This window comes from Klebsiella sp. CN_Kp066, from assembly GCF_040065135.1.
Lineage (GTDB): Bacteria > Pseudomonadota > Gammaproteobacteria > Enterobacterales > Enterobacteriaceae > Klebsiella > Klebsiella oxytoca.
The window spans coordinates 62,503-80,106 of record NZ_JBEAIU010000023.1 but is presented as its reverse complement, the minus strand read 5'-3'; the positions used below and the strand labels follow the sequence as shown (position 1 = coordinate 80,106).

Sequence of the window (17,604 nt, the reverse complement as noted above, 5' to 3'; positions counted from 1 at the left end):
GGCTCCTTAAACGCGTTCAATTATCAGCGCGATCCCCTGACCAACGCCGATACACATAGTGCATAGCGCATAGCGCCCGCCGGTACGACGCAGTTGATACGCTGCGGTCATTGCCAGACGACCGCCGGAGGCGCCCAGCGGATGACCGAGGGCAATCGCGCCGCCGTTAGGATTGACGTGCGCCGCATCGTCGGGCAAACCCAGATCTCGCGTGACCGCCAGCGCCTGAGCGGCAAAGGCTTCATTCAGTTCAATGACGTCCATCTGCCCAAGCGTTAACCCGGTTTGCGCCAGCACTTTACGCACCGCCGGCGCCGGACCAAATCCCATAATCCGCGGCGCAACGCCTGCCGTCGCGACGCCCACTACGCGCGCCAACGGCTGTAAATCATTGGCGGTCAGCGCCTGCTCGTTGGCTAACAGCAGCGCACAGGCGCCGTCGTTAACTCCGGAGGCGTTGCCTGCCGTCACCGTACCGTCGGCGCGCACCACGCCGCGCAGCCTGGCCAGCGCCTCCGCCGTGGTGCTGCGCGGGTGCTCGTCGCGGCTAAAGAGTAGCGGTTCACCCTTACGCTGCGGCACCGAGACGGCGATCAGCTCGTCGGCAAATCGCCCCGCTTCCTGCGCCGCCGCCGTGCGCAGCTGGCTGCGCAGCGCAAACGCATCCTGATCGGCACGAGAAATGGCGAAATCACCGGCCACGTTTTCCGCCGTTTCCGGCATCGAATCCACGCCGTACAGCGCTTTCATCTGCGGGTTGATAAAGCGCCAGCCGATGGTGGTATCTTCCATCTGCATCGTGCGGCTAAAGGCGCTTTCGGCCTTGCCCATCACAAACGGCGCCCGCGACATGCTCTCCACGCCGCCGGCGACCATCAGCTGAGTTTCGCCGCTTTTAATCGCGCGCGCTGCGATGCCGATCGCATCGAGGCTGGAACCGCACAGGCGATTGACGGTACTGCCCGGCACGCTTTCCGGCAAGCCAGCCAGCAGCAGCGCCATCCGCGCGACGTTGCGGTTATCTTCACCCGCCTGGTTAGCGCAGCCATAAATCACATCATCAATGCGCGCCGGATCGAGGCCCGGGTTGCGCTCCAGCAGCGCCTTGAGCGGCAGTGCCGCCAGATCGTCGGCGCGTACGGTGGCAAGAGTACCGCCAAAGCGACCAAACGGCGTACGCACCGCATCACAGATAAATGCCTGATTCATCATAGGTTCCTTACGCGCTTTCCGCCAGTTGTGCAAAAGTCAGCGTCACCGGAGTGATGCGCTGCAGTTCCTCAAAAGAGAGGCCGTTAAAGATTTCCCGTACCACCGGGCCGCTTTCGCTGATATCGATGACCGCCAGATCGGTATAGATGCGGCTTACGCAGCCGACGCCGGTCAGCGGATAGGTGCAGTGCTCTACCAGCTTGCATTCACCGTCGCGGGTCAGATGATCCATCATCACGAAGACCTGACGAGCGCCAATGGCCAGATCCATCGCCCCGCCAACGGCAGGTATCGCGTCGGGCGCGCCGGTACTCCAGTTCGCCAGATCGCCGCTGGCGGAGACCTGGTAAGCGCCGAGTACGCAGATATCGAGATGACCGCCGCGCATCATGGCGAAGGAGTCGCCGTGATGGAAATAGCAGCCCCCCTCAAGCAAAGTCACATACTCTTTTCCGGCGTTAATCAGCTCCGGGTCCTCTTCCCCCGGTAGCGGTTTCGGCCCCATCCCCAGCAGGCCATTTTCGCTGTGCAGAAAGATTTCTTTATCAGCGGGAAGATAGTTAGCAATGCGGGTAGGCAAGCCGATCCCCAGATTGACATAAGCGCCTTCAGGTATATCGCGAGCCACGCGCTGGGCCATCTCATCGCGAGTCAGTTTTTGCATAACGGGGTCCTCAGGCGCTTTTAGCGGCAATCAGGTTTTCCAGGGAGAAGACGCGCTGAACAAAAATGCCCGGGGTAATGATGCTCTCCGGGTCAAGGCTACCGAGGGGCACCAGCTGCGAGACTTCCACGATAGTGGTTTTCGCGGCGGTCGCCATAATCGGGCCGAAGTTGCGCGCCGCCTTGCGGTATACCAGGTTTCCCCAGCGATCGCCTTGATGGGCTTTGATCAACGCAAAGTCGGCCTTGATAGGATATTCGAGCACATAGTGACGCCCGTCGATCTCGCGAGTCTCTTTCCCTTCCGCCAGCGGCGTACCGTAGCCGGTTGGAGTGAAAACCGCGCCGAGGCCCGCCCCTGCCGCCTGAATACGCGCCGCGAGGTTCCCCTGCGGAACCAGCTCCAGCTCGACTTTGCCGCGGCGATAGAGGTCATCGAAAATCTGCGAGTCAACCTGCCGAGGGAACGAGCAGATCATTTTGCGCACCCGCCCGGCTTTCAGCAGCGCCGCCAGTCCCACTTCGCCATTGCCCGCATTGTTGTTGATAATGGTTAAATCGCGGGCCCCCTGTTCTATCAAGGCATCTATCAGGTACGTTGGCTGGCCGGCGGGGCCAAAACCGCCAATCATAATCGTCGCCCCGTCGTGGATCCCGGCGATGGCATCACTTAGCGTCGACACGCTTTTATCAATCATCAGGTCGCTCCCGTATGTGCGGTAATCGCACTTTTATTCGTTGTTCGCACAAAATGTGACCCGCTTAACGATGCTGGTCAAGGGCGATAATCGAAATATGGTGCGATAATCGAACATCGTGTATGTTTAGCGAAAGAATGTGATCGACGGCAAATTGGGAGAGGAAAATGGAGAAACATCCAGACGATTTATTGACCGGCGATAGCGAGCCGTTTAAGGGCGATCCCAACTTCATGGCCTCGCTGGCGCGCGGGCTGGAAGTGATCCAGGCGTTCACTCCGCAGCGCCCGCTGCTCTCTATTTCGCAAATCAGTCAAAAAACCGGCATTCCGCGCGCGGCGGTACGTCGCTGTCTGTATACGCTGAGCAAGCTGGGGTTTGTGTACGCCGAAGATGGTAAAAATTTCCAGCTGCGGCCAAAAATTCTGGCGCTGGGCCACGCCTGGCTGGCCTCCACGCCGCTGGCGCGCTCGGCGCAGCCGGTACTCAAGCATTTAAGCGAAATGCTCAATGAATCCTGCTCTATCGCCACCCTCGACGGCGACGATATTCTTTATATCGCCCGCGCCTCCAGCTCGCGAATTATGACCATCGACCTGGACATCGGCAGCCGCCTGCCGGCATGGGCAACGTCAATGGGGCGCGTGCTCCTGAGCTATCAGCCGGAAGAGAAGCTGAACGATATGCTGGGTCGGGTTACGATGATTCGCTACACCCCGCAAACCGTTGATTCGGTCGCCAGGCTGCGCGCTGAGCTCAAACGCGTACGTCAGCAGGGTTATGCGCTCAACGATCAGGAGCTGGAGATGGGGCTGCGCTCGCTGGCGGTACCGCTGTTTAATCCCCAGGGCCAGATTCAGGCGGCGCTGAACGTCGGGGTGCACGCCGGACAGGTTTCCGCCCAGGAGATGCTCGAACGCGTATTACCCGAGCTCCAGAAGGCAGCCCGGGAATTAACGCTGCTGATGCGCTAGCGGCTGCGCTTGGCGTGGCGCTCCCGGTTCTCCAGCTTAGCCTCGGGCGATTTTCGTAGAGCCACGTAGCAGGCGCCGCTGCCGCCGTGGTGCGGTAGCGCCGCGCAGAACGCCTGGACTTCCGGTAGCTCCACCAGCCAGCGCGCCAGGTAGCTACGGATAATATTGGCGTGCGCGTTGTCGTCGCGCCCTTTGCCATGAACGATCAGCAGATTCCGCAGCCCCTCTTTTTGCGCCTGAACCACAAAAGCAAATAACATCTGTCGGCACTTTTCCACCGGCTGACGCAGCAGATTAAGGCTCGCCTGCTGGCCATATTTGCCGCGCCGGAGCTTCTCCAGCACGCCGCTTTGCAGCCCTTCGCGTTTAAACTCCAGCGCGGTGGCCAGCGGCACGATATCGAGATAACCGGTGGTCAAAAAGTTATCCAGCTGCAGGGTGTCAACCCGCTGTACGGCGCGGGTTTTCCGTTCGGGATGCCAGTGAACATCGTTGTTGCGTTTCAGAGGCTGAACGTCCTCCATGGCGCCAAGAAATAGGGATTTGTCGTCAAGGTTCATGCGCGTTCCTCCAGCTACTACCGGGAGGGTACTATAGCCGCCTCACGACGCCTCCTCAACGCGTTTAGCCATTTATGCTGGCAAATCGGAGGCCCGAGGCGATTAGGGAAACAGTTGACGGCTTTGGCGACGAAACAGGGTGATTAATGATGCCGTCAAAGGCGTTTGCCGCATATCGCGGCGCTGAATCAGATAGTAGGTGGCTTTGGGTAATGCTTCGCAGATGGGGATCATCACCAGCTTATCCGCCATCATCGGGTCGTTCCCTAGTTCTACCGGCAGAATGCTGAGAAAATCGCTTTTCACCACCAGACTGATGCACGAAGAGAAGGTCTCGCAAACGATATCCACTTTCGGCGCCAGTCCGGCCTGGTTAAACATTTCCTGTAACTGTTTGAAATAGCTGCCACGCGGCGTCGGCATCGTCCAGTGATGTTCGAGCAACGCCTTGAGTGAAGTCGCTTTTGCCGCCGGGTGACCGGCGCGGGCGAATACCGCAAAGGGTTTCTCAAATAGCTTCTCAAAACTGAATTCATGATCGTACGGACCGGGATAGTAAGTATTGATAGTGAAGTCCAGCTCACCCTGCCGCAGTTCATTAATCATCGCCAGCAGCTGACCTTCCATAATCCGCACCTTCACCAGCGGATGCTGCTGATGAAAACGGCAAATGACCGAAGGCATCAGCGATCGCGCTACGCTGGCGCCAAGGCCGATATTAATCTGCCCGGCCTTTTCTCCCTGGCGCTGCAGCAACTCATCCTGCGCCGCCCGTAGCTCTTCCAGAATCAGGCTCGCATGTTGATAAAAGCTTTCGCCGTTTTCAGTCAGCGCCACCCCCTGGCTACGGCGCACAAACAGCTGTGCGGAGAGCCCTTCTTCCAGCTCTTTAATCGCTTTAGTTAACGCCGGCTGCGAAATCGCCAACGCCCGACTGGCGCCGCGAATACTGCCTTCACGCGCGACCTCAACAAAGGCGCGAATCTGATGAAATTTAATCTGAAATGACATATCGCAAGTGATAACCAATGTTTATCAGACAGAAGAAAATGACATCTACTGTAATCGATCATGCTGTGGCAGGTTAAGGGTGAGTATGCATGAAAGGGCATAGCGATAAGCAAACGCTATCACTTCGTGAACACTATCACAGTTTTTGATTATGACAGGAAAGGTTATGCCGCAACTTAATGAATTCATCCGCCAGCTGGCGCCAAAAATGATCGAATGGCGTCGCGATTTTCACCTGCATGCGGAATCCGGCTGGCTGGAGTTCCGCACCGCCAGCAAGGTGGCGGAGATATTAGACGCTCTGGGTTATCAGCTGGCGCTGGGGCGCGACGTTATCGATGCCGATAGCCGTATGGGTCTGCCTGATGAAGAGACGCTGGTGCAGGCGTTCCAGCGCGCTCGCGCCCAGGGTGCGCCGGAGCGCTGGCTACCTGCGTTTGAAGGCGGCTTCGCCGGGGTGGTAGCGACGCTCGACACCGGGCGGCCCGGGCCGACTTTGGCGTTTCGCGTCGATATGGATGCGCTCGATCTCAACGAGCAGCACGACGATAATCATCGTCCGCATCGCGATCGTTTTGCCTCCTGCAACGAAGGCATGATGCATGCCTGCGGCCACGACGGTCATACCGCAATCGGCCTGGGGCTGGCGCACGTGCTCAAGGAATATGCCGCGCAGCTCAACGGGACGATTAAGCTGATTTTCCAGCCGGCAGAAGAAGGTACCCGCGGCGCTCGCGCCATGGTGGCGGCGGGCGTACTTGATGACGTGGACTACTTCACCGCCATTCATATCGGTACCGGCGTCCCTGCCGGCACCGTCGTTTGCGGCGGCGATAACTTTATGGCCACCACCAAATTCGATGTGCAGTTCAGCGGCGTCGCCGCCCACGCTGGCGGTAAACCTGAAGATGGACGTAATGCGCTGCTGGCTGCGGCTCAAGCCGCCCTTGCCCTGCATGCCATCGCGCCACATAGCGCCGGGGCATCAAGGGTTAACGTCGGCGTCATGCAGGCCGGTACCGGGCGTAACGTAGTTCCCTCCTCCGCGCTATTAAAAGTCGAAACCCGGGGCGAAACCGACGCTATTAACCAGTACGTATTTGAGCGGGCTAAGCAGGCTATCGCCGGCGCGGCGACGATGTATGCAGCCAGCTACCAGTTGCACCTGATGGGCGCGGCCACCTCCAGCGCCCCGTCGCCGGCGTGGGTGGACTATCTGCGTCAACAGACAGCGCAGGTCCCCGGCGTTAAGCAGGCCGTCGATCGTATCGCTGCCCCGGCGGGTTCCGAAGATGCCACCCTGATGATGGCCCGGGTCCAGGAGCGCGGCGGTCTCGCCTCATACATGATATTCGGCACGGAACTGAGCGCTGGCCACCACAACGAAAAATTTGATTTCGACGAAAGCGTAATGACCCAGGCCGTCGCCACGTTAGCGCGCATCGCCCTGAACTTTCCCTGGCAGCGAGGTGTGTAATGGAACAGGTTTATCAATTTGTCGATGACATTATTGAGGGGCGGCGCAACGATTTTTGCGCCATTGCCGATGATATCTGGGATCATCCGGAAACCCGCTTTCAGGAGTTCTGGTCCGCCGCGTGTTTGGCCGATGCGCTGGAAGCGGAAGGTTTTCAATTGACCCGCAATGCGGGCGGGATCCCCAACGCCTTTATCGCCAGCTTTGGTGAAGGCCAACCGGTAATTGCCCTGCTCGGCGAATTTGACGCCCTGGCGGGGCTCAGCCAGCAGGCTTACTGCGCAGCGCCCGCATCTCCAACGCCGGGGGAAAACGGCCACGGGTGCGGGCATAACTTGCTTGGTACGGCGGCTTTCGCCGCGGCGGTCGCCGCCAGGAACTGGCTGCTGCAACAAGGCGGCGTCGGCACGCTTCGTTTCTACGGATGTCCCGGCGAGGAAGGCGGTTCCGGGAAGACCTTTATGGTCCGCGAGGGGTTATTCGATGACATCGACGCCGCCCTGACCTGGCACCCGGAAGCCTGGGCCGGGATGTTCAGCACCAGTACCCTTGCCAACATTCAGGCGGCATGGCGGTTTACCGGCACCGCGGCGCACGCGGCAAACTCTCCGCATCTTGGCCGCAGCGCGCTGGATGCCGTGACGCTGATGACCACCGGCAGCAACTTCCTTAACGAACATATTATCGAAAAGGCGCGGGTGCACTACGCCATCACCGATACCGGCGGCGTCTCTCCTAACGTTGTTCAGGCGCAGGCGGAAGTGCTGTATCTCATTCGCGCCCCGGAAATGGCCGACGCACAGCAAATCTTCGCCCGGATCGAAAAAATCGCCCAGGGCGCCGCGCTGATGACCGAGACCAGCGTCAGCTGTCGCTTCGAAAAAGCCTGTTCCAGCTATCTCCCCAACCGCACCCTGGAAGCGGCGATGTATCAGGCGGTATGCCATTACGGCACGCCGCACTGGAGCGAGGAAGAGCGCGCTTTCGCCGCCGAAATTCGCGCGACCTTAAGCGCTAACGATATTCATAACAGCCTGAAAAACATTGCCGATACCAGCGGAGACGAGGGGAAAGCATTCGCCCGCCGCCACCGCGAGACGATCCTTATCGATGAAGTGGCGCCGTGGGCGGCTACCGATAACATCCTTGCGGGCTCTACCGACGTCGGCGACGTAAGCTGGAAAGCTCCCGTAGCCCAATGCTTCAGCCCCTGCTTTGCCGTCGGGACGCCGCTGCATACCTGGCAACTGGTGAGCCAGGGCAGAACCTCCATCGCTCACAAAGGAATGCTTCTGGCGGGGAAAATACTGGCTGCAACGGCCATTCGTTTGTTCAGCGACAGGTCGCTACTGACTACCAGTCAGCAGGAACTGGCACAGGTTTTAGCCGAAAGGCCCTACCGGTGTCCGATCCCGCAGGACGTCAAGCCTTCGATTTTAAAATAATAAAAGACCTCCGGATGGAGTACAGCAACGCGTTAAGCGCAAAAAAAACAACTGCTGACACGCCCTGGGGTTAAGAGACAAACAACACAACAACGACAACTGAGGAACGCCCATGAGTATGTCATCCATACCGTCGCCTTCCCCCACCGGTAAGCTCTATGGCTGGGTTGAAAAAATTGGTAATAAGGTCCCGCATCCGTTTTTACTGTTTATCTATCTGATCGTGGTATTAATGGCCGCCACCGCCATCCTGTCGGCGCTGAACGTCGGCGTCCAGAACCCCACCGACGGCTCGCGAGTGGTGGTGAAAAATCTGCTCAGCATTGAAGGATTACATTGGTTTTTGCCGAACGTGATTAAAAACTTCAGCGGTTTCGCGCCGCTGGGAGCCATTCTGGCTCTGGTTCTGGGGGCTGGATTTGCTGAACGAGTGGGCCTGCTGCCTTCGCTGATGGCAAAAATGTCATCACACGTTAGCGCCCGTTACGCCAGCTATATGGTGCTGTTTATCGCCTTCTTTAGCCATATCTCTTCCGATGCCGCGCTGGTGATTATGCCGCCGTTAGGCGCCCTGATGTTCCTCGCCGTCGGCCGCCACCCGGTTGCCGGGCTGCTGGCGGCAATCGCCGGGGTCGGCTGCGGCTTCACGGCCAACCTCCTCATCGTCACCACCGATGTCCTGCTCTCAGGAATCAGTACCGAAGCGGCCAAAACCCTTGACGCCTCGCTGCACGTCAGCGTGATCGATAACTGGTACTTTATGGCAACTTCGGTGATCGTTCTCACTCTGGTCGGTGGGTTGATTACCGATAAGCTGGTCGAGCCGCGCTTAGGTCAATGGCAAGGCAAAAGCGATGAAACGCTGCAATCGTTAACGCCAGAACAGCGCTTCGGCCTGCGCGTGGCCGGTATTGCCGCGCTGTTATTCATGGCGGTTATCGCGCTGATGGTCGTGCCGGAAAACGGTATTTTGCGTGACCCCATTAAGCATACCGTGATGCCTTCGCCATTTATAAAAGGGATCGTCCCGCTCATCATCTTTTTCTTCTTCGTCGTCTCACTGGCTTACGGCATTGCCACCGGCAAAATTCGCCGCCAGGCCGATCTGCCTCCGCTGATGATTGAACCCATGAAAGAGATGGCAGGTTTTATCGTGATGGTCTTCCCGTTGGCCCAGTTCGTCGCCATGTTTAACTGGAGCAATATGGGAAAATTTATGGCCGTCGGTTTAACGGACCTGCTGGAGAGCGCGGGAATGAGCGGCGTGCCGGCGTTCGTCGGCCTGGCGCTGCTATCCGCCTTTTTGTGTATGTTCATCGCCAGCGGTTCGGCAATCTGGTCGATTCTGGCGCCGATTTTCGTGCCGATGTTTATGCTGCTGGGCTTTCATCCGGCATTCGCGCAAATTCTGTTTCGTATTGCCGACTCATCGGTGCTGCCGCTGGCGCCGGTATCGCCGTTTGTGCCGCTATTTCTCGGCTTCTTACAGCGCTACCGGCCCGAGGCTAAACTGGGAACCTACTACTCGCTGGTCTTGCCTTATCCACTCATTTTCCTTGTCGTCTGGCTACTGTTGCTGGTGGTCTGGTATCTCGCGGGACTCCCTATCGGACCGGGTATTTATCCGCGGTTGCCTTAACGTCGCCAAAGGCCAGGGAAGGCCGCCAAACGTTAGCGCCAGGTCGTGCGGTTACGGATAACTTTATACAGGCCCTCAATCGCCAAAGAGATCAGATGAATTGCTAAGCCGCTGATAATCACTACTACAACGCCAGTCATCATATATTGCATATCACCACCTTTGTTGAAAAAACAGCGAAGAAACGCCAGGAAATATGGCCTCAAAGAATGCCAGTCAATTCATAAAGAGTACCGGCGCCTGCCGGTAAATAGCCCTCTCTGTACAGGAAAATTCGCCGCCGGATAACATCGCATTGCCCGCGCGCCAGTTAGTGAATACCGCAATAAACATCGCTTTACTCACATCATAATTAATAGTCCATGTTGACCCTCTCTGTTGACCTTTTCGGGGTATAGTTTGCCAACCTCGCCTCATGCTATGGTGATGTCCTGTCAAACTAACCTCGATGAAGGATTACCGATGCTGACGCTGCTACAAGATAAAATTGACACCCCGCTGGGGCCGCTCTGGGTGATTTGCGATGAGCAGTTCAACCTGCGGGCCGTTGAGTGGGATCAGCATCGCGAGCGCATGGAGCAACTGCTGGATGTTCATTATCGGCATGAAGGTTACCAACGCGTTGATTCCCGCAATCCCGGTAACCTGAGCAGTAAGCTCAGTGATTATTTCGCGGGCGATCTCGCCATTATTGATACGCTTCCTACCGCCACCGCAGGCACCCCTTTTCAACGGGAAGTCTGGAAAACGCTGCGCACTATCCCCTGCGGTCAGGTCATGCATTACGGTCAACTGGCGGAGGCGCTGGGCCGACCGGGCGCAGCGCGCGCCGTGGGCGCTGCTAATGGTTCAAATCCGGTCAGCATAGTGGTGCCCTGCCATCGGGTGATCGGACGCAACGGAACCATGACCGGCTATGCCGGCGGCGTACAGAGAAAAGAGTGGTTATTGCGTCATGAGGGGTATCTGCTTCTTTGACCGTAAGTGCCTTTTTGGAAGTTTCCGGTAACTTTACAATCCAAATTAGCCAGATAACTTATTAATAATCAAATGGATAACTAACAAAATGGATTTACCCTCTTAATATTACGTGTTTCAGAGGTTCGAGGCTTACCTGCTCACCAAAAAGATGTTAAAATTGACCAATATCAATTAAAGCCTGAGCAGACTTATGATCCCGGAAAAGCGAATTATACGACGCATTCAGTCTGGCGGTTGTGCAATCCATTGCCAGGATTGCAGCATTAGCCAGCTTTGCATCCCTTTTACTCTGAACGAGCATGAGCTTGATCAGCTTGATAACATTATCGAGCGGAAAAAGCCTATCCAGAAAGGACAGACCTTGTTCAAAGCCGGTGATGAGCTGAAATCGCTGTATGCAATTCGTTCTGGCACCATTAAAAGCTACACCATTACCGAACAGGGTGATGAGCAGATCACCGGTTTCCATCTGGCGGGCGATCTGGTCGGCTTTGACGCTATCGGCACCGGCCACCACCCGAGCTTTGCCCAGGCGCTGGAAACCTCAATGGTCTGCGAAATTCCGTTCGAAACGCTCGACGACCTTTCCGGCAAGATGCCGAATCTGCGTCAGCAGATGATGCGTCTGATGAGCGGTGAGATCAAAGGCGATCAGGATATGATCCTGCTGCTTTCTAAAAAGAACGCAGAAGAGCGCCTGGCGGCCTTCATCTACAACCTGTCCCGCCGTTTTGCACAGCGTGGTTTCTCCCCGCGTGAGTTCCGCCTCACCATGACGCGCGGCGATATCGGCAACTATCTGGGCCTGACGGTTGAAACCATCAGCCGCCTGCTGGGTCGTTTCCAGAAAAGCGGTATGCTGGCGGTTAAAGGAAAATACATCACCATCGAAAACAGCGACCTGCTGGCGCAGCTTGCTGGTCAGGCCCGCAACGTCGCCTGACAGTTCCTTCCTATCCGGCCAGATCGCGAATTTTTTTCTCATTTGTTGATCTGGCCAGGCTTATCCCCTGTTTCATTTCATCCATATAGGTTATCTTTTTAATTACAGACTGTAGTTACAGTTGTAAGGAGACCCTGTATGGCGAAGTATCAGAACATGCTGGTAGTAATCGACCCCAATCAGGACGACCAGCCTGCATTGCGGCGTGCGGTGTATCTGCACCAACGGATTGGTGGACGCATCAAAGCCTTTTTGCCGATCTATGATTTTTCCTATGAAATGACCACCCTGCTCTCCCCGGACGAGCGTACCGCTATGCGCCAGGGCGTAATCGGGCAGCGTACCGCCTGGATTCGCGAGCAGGCCAAATTTTATATTGAGTCCGGCGTACCCATTGACATCAAAGTGGTGTGGCATAACCGCCCCTTCGAAGCCATTATTCAGGAAATCATAAGCGAGAAGCATGATTTGGTTCTGAAGATGGCGCACCAGCACGACAAGCTGGAAGCGGTGATTTTCACGCCTACGGACTGGCATCTGCTGCGCAAATGTCCGTGCCCGGTCTGGATGGTTAAAGATCAGCCGTGGCCGGAAGGCGGCAAAGCGCTGGTGGCGGTTAATCTCGCCAGTGAAGAGAACTACCACAACGCGCTCAATGAAAAGCTGGTAAGAGAAACCATTGAGCTGGCGGAACAGGTTAACCATACTGAGGTCCATCTGGTGGGCGCCTATCCGGTTACGCCTATCAATATTGCCATTGAGCTACCGGATTTTGACCCCAGCGTCTACAACGACGCCATACGCGGCCAGCACCTGTTGGCCATGAAAGCGCTGCGGCAGAAATTCGGCATCGATGAAAACCGTACTCATGTTGAAAAAGGGTTACCTGAAGAGGTCATTCCAGACCTGTCGGAGCATCTCCAGGCGGGGATCGTGGTGCTGGGTACGATTGGCCGTACCGGGCTTTCAGCGGCCTTCCTCGGCAATACCGCTGAACAGGTTATCGACCACCTGCGCTGCGATCTACTGGCGCTGAAACCGGATCAGTATCAGACGCCGGTTGAGCTTGATGACGAAGAAGACGATTAACCAGCGCCGTTTATCGCTGTCATAACAATCCTCCCCTGCCCGCGCGGGGGATTTTTTTGCCATGTCGATAGCAAAAATAAAGGGCCTCATGGCCCTTATTTCAACAGCTATATCGGTAACGAAAACGTTAGTGGATACCTAAACGCCAGGCGTGATCGATCTCTTCTTTAAGCTCCATGGATGAGAGCGCCATCAAATCAGCAAACTCAAGTTCCAGTAGTTTCAGCTTTTTCAGATACTGCGCGGGGGTTAGTGCAGCGGGGTCACGACGCAGAAATTCGATAGCCAGTTGCGTGGGGGTTAACTCGGTATCCATAATATCCTCAGTTTGGGTGAAAAACAGGCGTATTATATCACTCTGAACTGATGATTTTATGAGCAAATCATGGCTTCGCTCGCTATATAAAAAAGCCGTCTCAGAAGAGACGGCTTAAGAAGCACAGGTTTTAAAAGACCTGACTCTACAGCGCTTTCAGAATCGCATCAACGCTGGCTTTGGCATCGCCAAACAGCATGTGGGTGTTCTCTTTGAAGAACAGCGGGTTCTGTACGCCAGCATAGCCGGTGTTCATTGAACGCTTGAATACAATCACGTTCTGCGCTTTCCACACTTCCAGTACCGGCATACCGGCGATTGGGCTGCCCGGATCGTCCTGCGCCGCCGGGTTAACGGTATCGTTAGCGCCGATAACCAGCACGGTGTCAGTGTCGGAGAAATCATCGTTGATCTCGTCCATTTCCAGCACGATGTCATACGGGACTTTCGCTTCCGCCAGCAGGACGTTCATATGGCCCGGCAGACGTCCGGCGACCGGATGAATACCAAACCGGACTTTGATTCCGCGCGCGCGCAGTCGTTCGGTGATTTCCGCTACCGGATACTGGGCCTGCGCAACCGCCATGCCGTAGCCCGGAGTGATAATGACCGACTGGGAACTTTTCAGCATCTCAGCGGTTTCTTCAGCGCTGATTTCGCGATGCTCGCCCACTTCTTCATCTCCTGTGGACGCCGTACCGTCAGAACCAAAACCACCGGCAATAACGCTGAAGAACGAACGGTTCATCGCCTTACACATGATATAAGACAGAATCGCACCGGAAGAACCCACCAGCGCACCGGTGACAATCAGCAGGTCGTTGCTGAGCATAAAGCCCGCCGCCGCCGCCGCCCAACCGGAGTAGGAGTTCAGCATTGACACCACCACCGGCATATCCGCGCCGCCGATGGAGGCCACAAGGTGCCAGCCAAAGGCCAGCGCGATGACGGTCATCACCAGCAGGCACAGCACCTGCATGCCAATGCTGTCGGTACGCACGAAGACGATCAGCAGCAGGAAGGATACGACCAGCGCCGCCAGGTTCAGCTTGTGGCGGTTCGGCAGCATCAGCGGCTTAGAGGACATCTTGCCGCACAGCTTGCCAAAGGCAACCACGGAACCCGTAAAGGTGACCGCACCGATGAAGATGCCGAGGAACACTTCGGTCAGATGAATATTGACCAGAATCTGTTCCATACCGGTTTCGTGCTGCAGATAGCTGTTAAAGCCAACCAGCACCGCCGCCAGGCCAACGAAGCTGTGCAGAATCGCCACCAGCTCCGGCATCTCGGTCATTTCGACTTTCTTCGCCAGACGAATACCGATAGCGCCGCCGATGACCATCGCCAGCAGGATCCACGCGACGTTGCTGCTGTCCGGCCCCAGAATGGTCGCCACCAGCGCAATCGCCATCCCGGCAATACCGTAGTAGTTGCCCTGCTGGGAGGTTTCGTGTTTGGAAAGCCCCGCCAGGCTAAAAATAAACAGAATCGCGGCAACAATGTATGCAGCTGTAACTAATCCACCAGACATTTGTTACCCCTTATCCTTTGCGGAACATTTTCAGCATGCGCTGAGTGACGGTGAAACCACCAAAAATATTAATGCTGGCGATCAGCACCGCGATAAAGCTCAGAAAGCTGACCCAGCCGCCGTGGCCTATCTGCAATAATGCCCCGACGACGATAATGCCGGAGATGGCGTTGGTGACCGACATCAGCGGCGTATGCAGCGCATGGGAGACGTTCCAGACTACGTAATAACCGACCACGCAGGAGAGCGCGAAGACGGTAAAGTGGCCGAGAAACTCTTTCGGCGCGACGCTTGCCAGCCAGCCGAACAGAATAATCGCCAGCGCCATCAGCGCATACTTGCGCAGCGGCGAGCTCGGTTTCTCCTCTGTTTTTGGCGCTTCAACCTTTTTCGCTGCCGCCTGCGGCTGAGCAGAAACCTGAATGGGCGGAGCGGGCCAGGTGATTTCACCCTCGCGAACCACGGTAACGCCGCGGATAACGACATCATCAAAATCGATAACGACATTGCCGTCTTTCTCTTTACACAGCAGTTTAAGCAGGTTAACCAGGTTAGTGCCGTACAGCTGCGACGACTGCGTCGGCAGACGTCCCGGCAGATCGGTATAACCGATGATCTTCACGCCGTTAGCGGTGGTGACCACTTCGCCCGGTACGGTGTATTCGCAGTTGCCGCCGTTTTGTGATGCCAGATCCACCACTACGCTGCCCGGTTTCATGGAGTCAACCATTTCGCGGGTGATCAGCTTCGGCGCCGGTTTGCCCGGAATCAGGGCGGTGGTGACAATAATATCAACATCTTTGGCCTGCGCGGCAAAGAGCGCCATCTCGGCTTTGATAAAGGCTTCGGACATGACTTTGGCATAACCGTCGCCGCTGCCCGCCTCCTCTTTAAAATCCAGCTCAAGGAACTCGGCGCCCATACTCTGCACCTGCTCTTTGACTTCCGGGCGGGTATCGAACGCGCGGACAATCGCGCCCAGGCTGTTCGCCGCGCCGATGGCCGCGAGCCCGGCAACCCCTGCGCCGATGACCATTACCTTCGCAGGAGGAACCTTACCTGCTGCGGTAATCTGCCCGGTAAAGAAGCGACCAAACTCATGGGCGGCCTCAACAATCGCGCGGTAGCCGGCGATGTTGGCCATCGAACTTAACGCATCCAGCGACTGCGCGCGCGAAATACGCGGCACCGAATCCATCGCCATCACGTTAATATTCCGCGCCGCCAGTTTTTCCATCAGCTGCGGATTTTGCGCGGGCCAGATGAAGCTGATCAGCGTCGTGCCCGGATTCAGCAGCAGAATTTCATCGTCATCAGGGGCGTTAACTTTCAGAATGACGTCAGACTGCCACACGTCATTACCGCTCACGATCTCCGCTCCAGCCTGAACGAAGGCTTCGTCGTCGAAACTGGCCAGTTTACCGGCGCCGCTTTCTACCGCGACGCTGAACCCGAGTTTCAGCAGCTGCTCCACCGTTTTCGGCGTTGCGGCGGCCCGGGTTTCCAGGGCGAGTCTCTCTCTTGGTACACCAATACGCATAGTTTTCCCTTCCATCGGTTTTTGATGATGGTTTACTTTTCTTACAAACGACCGTTGCGAAGGCGGATGAACGCACCTGGCAACATATGTCTGAAAAAATGAAACAGTAACAAACTTTTTATAACCTACTGAAAATACCGATTGTGATCTACAGCGATAAAACAGAAATTTTGATTTTATTGGTAAAACGCACGGCTAACCGTGTCAGGCAGCAATATTTACCTCATTTTCATGCCAGCACCTGATAATTCGCCTGGATGAGGGGTTAATTCACCATTTATCGCCATCTGGATCATAGTATTAACATTACGTTAACTTATGAAAGTGATATTGATTATCGATTTTGCTGGTCAAGCGGCTGTTTTTTCAACATATCGAAAAATGTTATATTTCTGCACTATACGTTTAGAGCGACAACTGAAAATTGACGCAGACAGTCACTCACGATAAATGCAATAATCAAACGTTTTCAGTCAACAACAACACCAGTACATGGTTTGCGCAAGGCAAAGGATTATTTTTATGAAGCTTAAGAACTCACTCCTGGCGTCTGCTCTTCTGGCTACAACCGCGTTGTCTGCCCACGCAGCGACCGAGCTGACCCCGGAGCAGGCGGCGGCGCTGAAGCCCTACGATCGCGTAGTGGTCACCGGTCGTTTTAACGCCATTGGCGACGCCGTGCAGGCAGTTTCCCGTAAAGCGGACAAAGAAGGCGCAGCTTCCTTTTATGTTGTCGACACGTCTGATTTTGGCAGCGGCGGCAACCTGCGCGTAACGGCCGATTTTTATAAAGAAAACGCCCCGCAGGCCGACGCGCCTAAAAATCGCATTATCAACGGCGTGATGGAATTACCGAAAGACCAGGCCGTTGAGCTGGAACCGTTCGATACCGTTACCGTGCAAGGTTTCTACCGCAGCCAGCCGGAAGTCAACGACGCCATCACTAAAGCGGCTAAGGCCAAGGGCGCCGCCTCTTTCTTTATCGTGCGCCAGGTTGATGCCAACCAGGGCGGCAACCAGCGTATCACCGCTTATATCTACAAAGCGGATGCCAAAAAGCGCGTTCTGCAAAGCCCGGATGCGATCCCGGCCGATTCAGAAGCCGGACGCGCCGCGCTGGCAGAAGGCGGAGAAGCGGCTAAGAAAGTGGAAATTCCGGGCGTTGCGACGACCGCAGCGGTCGGTTCCGGCACTGGCGTAGGCCGTTTCTTTGAAACGCAATCCTCTAAAGGTGGACGTTACACCGTCACGCTCCCGGACGGCACCAAAGTTGAGGAAGTGAACAAAATTACCGCCGCGCAGATGGTTCCTTATGACAGCATCAAGTTCACCGGTAATTTCGGTAACATGACGGAAATCTCCTACCAGACGGCTAAGCGCGCCGCGAAGAAAGGCGCGAAGTACTATCACATCACACGCCAGTGGCAGGAGCGCGGTGGCAACATCACTATCAGCGCCGACCTGTATAAATAACGGCGTCTGAACTGAACAAAAAGGCGGCGATCTGTCGCCTTTTCTTTTT

General features: G+C 56.1%; 16 protein-coding genes. 8 read left to right on the top strand and 8 right to left on the bottom strand.

The window, feature by feature from the left end; all coding sequences use genetic code 11:
- Positions 1-6 precede the first annotated feature (6 nt).
- The 3 genes from pcaF to ABLV75_RS03275 are packed head-to-tail and all read right to left on the bottom strand — an operon-like array spanning position 7 to position 2,573.
- Complete coding sequence (gene pcaF / locus ABLV75_RS03285) at positions 7-1,209, bottom strand: 3-oxoadipyl-CoA thiolase (RefSeq protein ID WP_023321098.1); 1,203 nt, start codon at positions 1,207-1,209, stop codon at positions 7-9.
- Between the two features lie 10 nt (positions 1,210-1,219).
- Complete coding sequence (locus ABLV75_RS03280; protein ID WP_004102554.1) at positions 1,220-1,876, bottom strand: 3-oxoacid CoA-transferase subunit B; 657 nt, start codon at positions 1,874-1,876, stop codon at positions 1,220-1,222.
- A gap of 10 nt (positions 1,877-1,886) precedes the next feature.
- A complete protein-coding gene (locus tag ABLV75_RS03275; RefSeq protein WP_004102556.1) occupies positions 1,887-2,573 on the bottom strand; it encodes a 3-oxoacid CoA-transferase subunit A in 687 nt (228 codons plus the stop codon).
- 167 nt (positions 2,574-2,740) lie between these two features.
- Here ABLV75_RS03275 and ABLV75_RS03270 point away from each other — a divergent pair, with 167 nt between their 5' ends.
- Positions 2,741-3,547, top strand: coding sequence for an IclR family transcriptional regulator C-terminal domain-containing protein (locus ABLV75_RS03270; RefSeq protein WP_004102558.1), 807 nt, complete (start codon positions 2,741-2,743; stop codon positions 3,545-3,547).
- Here ABLV75_RS03270 and smrA read toward each other — a convergent pair.
- A complete protein-coding gene (gene smrA / locus ABLV75_RS03265) occupies positions 3,544-4,107 on the bottom strand; it encodes a DNA endonuclease SmrA (RefSeq protein WP_004102559.1) in 564 nt (187 codons plus the stop codon). The genes ABLV75_RS03270 and smrA overlap by 4 nt on opposite strands.
- A gap of 102 nt (positions 4,108-4,209) precedes the next feature.
- The gene (locus ABLV75_RS03260) at positions 4,210-5,118 is read right to left on the bottom strand and encodes a LysR family transcriptional regulator (protein WP_004102561.1); all 909 of its coding nucleotides are present in this window, start codon (positions 5,116-5,118) and stop codon (positions 4,210-4,212) included.
- 166 nt (positions 5,119-5,284) lie between these two features.
- On the opposite strand from ABLV75_RS03260, the gene ABLV75_RS03255 reads away from it, so the two are divergent.
- From ABLV75_RS03255 to uspE, 6 genes are all read left to right on the top strand, one after another.
- Positions 5,285-6,595, top strand: coding sequence for a M20 family metallo-hydrolase (locus ABLV75_RS03255; protein WP_047719785.1), 1,311 nt, complete (start codon positions 5,285-5,287; stop codon positions 6,593-6,595).
- On the top strand, positions 6,595-8,040 hold the full coding sequence (locus ABLV75_RS03250) for a M20 family metallopeptidase (protein ID WP_032728356.1): 1,446 nt from the start codon (positions 6,595-6,597) through the stop codon (positions 8,038-8,040). Before ABLV75_RS03255 ends, ABLV75_RS03250 begins: the two co-directional genes overlap by 1 nt.
- A 112-nt stretch (positions 8,041-8,152) precedes the next feature.
- On the top strand, positions 8,153-9,679 hold the full coding sequence (gene abgT, locus ABLV75_RS03245; protein WP_047719784.1) for a p-aminobenzoyl-glutamate transporter: 1,527 nt from the start codon (positions 8,153-8,155) through the stop codon (positions 9,677-9,679).
- A gap of 462 nt (positions 9,680-10,141) precedes the next feature.
- Positions 10,142-10,657: a methylated-DNA--[protein]-cysteine S-methyltransferase gene (gene ogt, locus ABLV75_RS03240; protein ID WP_004102576.1), complete on the top strand. Its 516-nt coding sequence runs from the start codon at positions 10,142-10,144 to the stop codon at positions 10,655-10,657.
- Between the two features lie 193 nt (positions 10,658-10,850).
- Positions 10,851-11,603: a fumarate/nitrate reduction transcriptional regulator Fnr gene (gene fnr / locus ABLV75_RS03235; RefSeq protein ID WP_004102577.1), complete on the top strand. Its 753-nt coding sequence runs from the start codon at positions 10,851-10,853 to the stop codon at positions 11,601-11,603.
- A 138-nt stretch (positions 11,604-11,741) separates the two neighbouring features.
- Positions 11,742-12,692, top strand: coding sequence for a universal stress protein UspE (gene uspE, locus ABLV75_RS03230; RefSeq protein ID WP_004102579.1), 951 nt, complete (start codon positions 11,742-11,744; stop codon positions 12,690-12,692).
- A gap of 127 nt (positions 12,693-12,819) precedes the next feature.
- Here the strand turns inward: uspE and ABLV75_RS03225 are convergent, their stop codons facing one another.
- The 3 genes from ABLV75_RS03225 to pntA all read right to left on the bottom strand — a co-directional run bounded on the left by ABLV75_RS03225 (position 12,820) and on the right by pntA (position 16,082).
- Complete coding sequence (locus tag ABLV75_RS03225; RefSeq protein ID WP_004102581.1) at positions 12,820-13,008, bottom strand: YdiH family protein; 189 nt, start codon at positions 13,006-13,008, stop codon at positions 12,820-12,822.
- Between the two features lie 145 nt (positions 13,009-13,153).
- Complete coding sequence (gene pntB / locus ABLV75_RS03220; RefSeq protein ID WP_004102583.1) at positions 13,154-14,542, bottom strand: Re/Si-specific NAD(P)(+) transhydrogenase subunit beta; 1,389 nt, start codon at positions 14,540-14,542, stop codon at positions 13,154-13,156.
- A 10-nt stretch (positions 14,543-14,552) separates the two neighbouring features.
- Positions 14,553-16,082 carry a Re/Si-specific NAD(P)(+) transhydrogenase subunit alpha gene (pntA, locus tag ABLV75_RS03215; RefSeq protein WP_004102585.1) on the bottom strand — a complete coding sequence of 510 codons (1,530 nt, stop codon included), beginning with the start codon at positions 16,080-16,082 and terminating at the stop codon, positions 14,553-14,555.
- Positions 16,083-16,604: 522 nt separating this feature from the next.
- Here pntA and ydgH point away from each other — a divergent pair.
- A complete protein-coding gene (ydgH, locus tag ABLV75_RS03210; protein WP_004102587.1) occupies positions 16,605-17,555 on the top strand; it encodes a DUF1471 family protein YdgH in 951 nt (316 codons plus the stop codon).
- Positions 17,556-17,604 lie beyond the last annotated feature (49 nt).

Excerpts from the sequence above, each read along its gene's own strand:
- pntB (WP_004102583.1), bottom strand. The coding sequence starts at position 14,542 with ATGTCTGGTGGATTAGTTACAGCTGCATACATTGTTGCCGCGATTCTG.
- ABLV75_RS03255 (WP_047719785.1), top strand. The coding sequence starts at position 5,285 with ATGCCGCAACTTAATGAATTCATCCGCCAGCTGGCGCCAAAAATGATC.
- ABLV75_RS03275 (WP_004102556.1), bottom strand. The coding sequence starts at position 2,573 with ATGATTGATAAAAGCGTGTCGACGCTAAGTGATGCCATCGCCGGGATC.
- ydgH (WP_004102587.1), top strand. The coding sequence starts at position 16,605 with ATGAAGCTTAAGAACTCACTCCTGGCGTCTGCTCTTCTGGCTACAACC.
- ABLV75_RS03250 (WP_032728356.1), top strand. The coding sequence starts at position 6,595 with ATGGAACAGGTTTATCAATTTGTCGATGACATTATTGAGGGGCGGCGC.
- ABLV75_RS03280 (WP_004102554.1), bottom strand. The coding sequence starts at position 1,876 with ATGCAAAAACTGACTCGCGATGAGATGGCCCAGCGCGTGGCTCGCGAT.
- abgT (WP_047719784.1), top strand. The coding sequence starts at position 8,153 with ATGAGTATGTCATCCATACCGTCGCCTTCCCCCACCGGTAAGCTCTAT.
- ogt (WP_004102576.1), top strand. The coding sequence starts at position 10,142 with ATGCTGACGCTGCTACAAGATAAAATTGACACCCCGCTGGGGCCGCTC.
- uspE (WP_004102579.1), top strand. The coding sequence starts at position 11,742 with ATGGCGAAGTATCAGAACATGCTGGTAGTAATCGACCCCAATCAGGAC.
- ABLV75_RS03225 (WP_004102581.1), bottom strand. The coding sequence starts at position 13,008 with ATGGATACCGAGTTAACCCCCACGCAACTGGCTATCGAATTTCTGCGT.
- smrA (WP_004102559.1), bottom strand. The coding sequence starts at position 4,107 with ATGAACCTTGACGACAAATCCCTATTTCTTGGCGCCATGGAGGACGTT.
- ABLV75_RS03260 (WP_004102561.1), bottom strand. The coding sequence starts at position 5,118 with ATGTCATTTCAGATTAAATTTCATCAGATTCGCGCCTTTGTTGAGGTC.
- fnr (WP_004102577.1), top strand. The coding sequence starts at position 10,851 with ATGATCCCGGAAAAGCGAATTATACGACGCATTCAGTCTGGCGGTTGT.
- pntA (WP_004102585.1), bottom strand. The coding sequence starts at position 16,082 with ATGCGTATTGGTGTACCAAGAGAGAGACTCGCCCTGGAAACCCGGGCC.
- ABLV75_RS03270 (WP_004102558.1), top strand. The coding sequence starts at position 2,741 with ATGGAGAAACATCCAGACGATTTATTGACCGGCGATAGCGAGCCGTTT.
- pcaF (WP_023321098.1), bottom strand. The coding sequence starts at position 1,209 with ATGAATCAGGCATTTATCTGTGATGCGGTGCGTACGCCGTTTGGTCGC.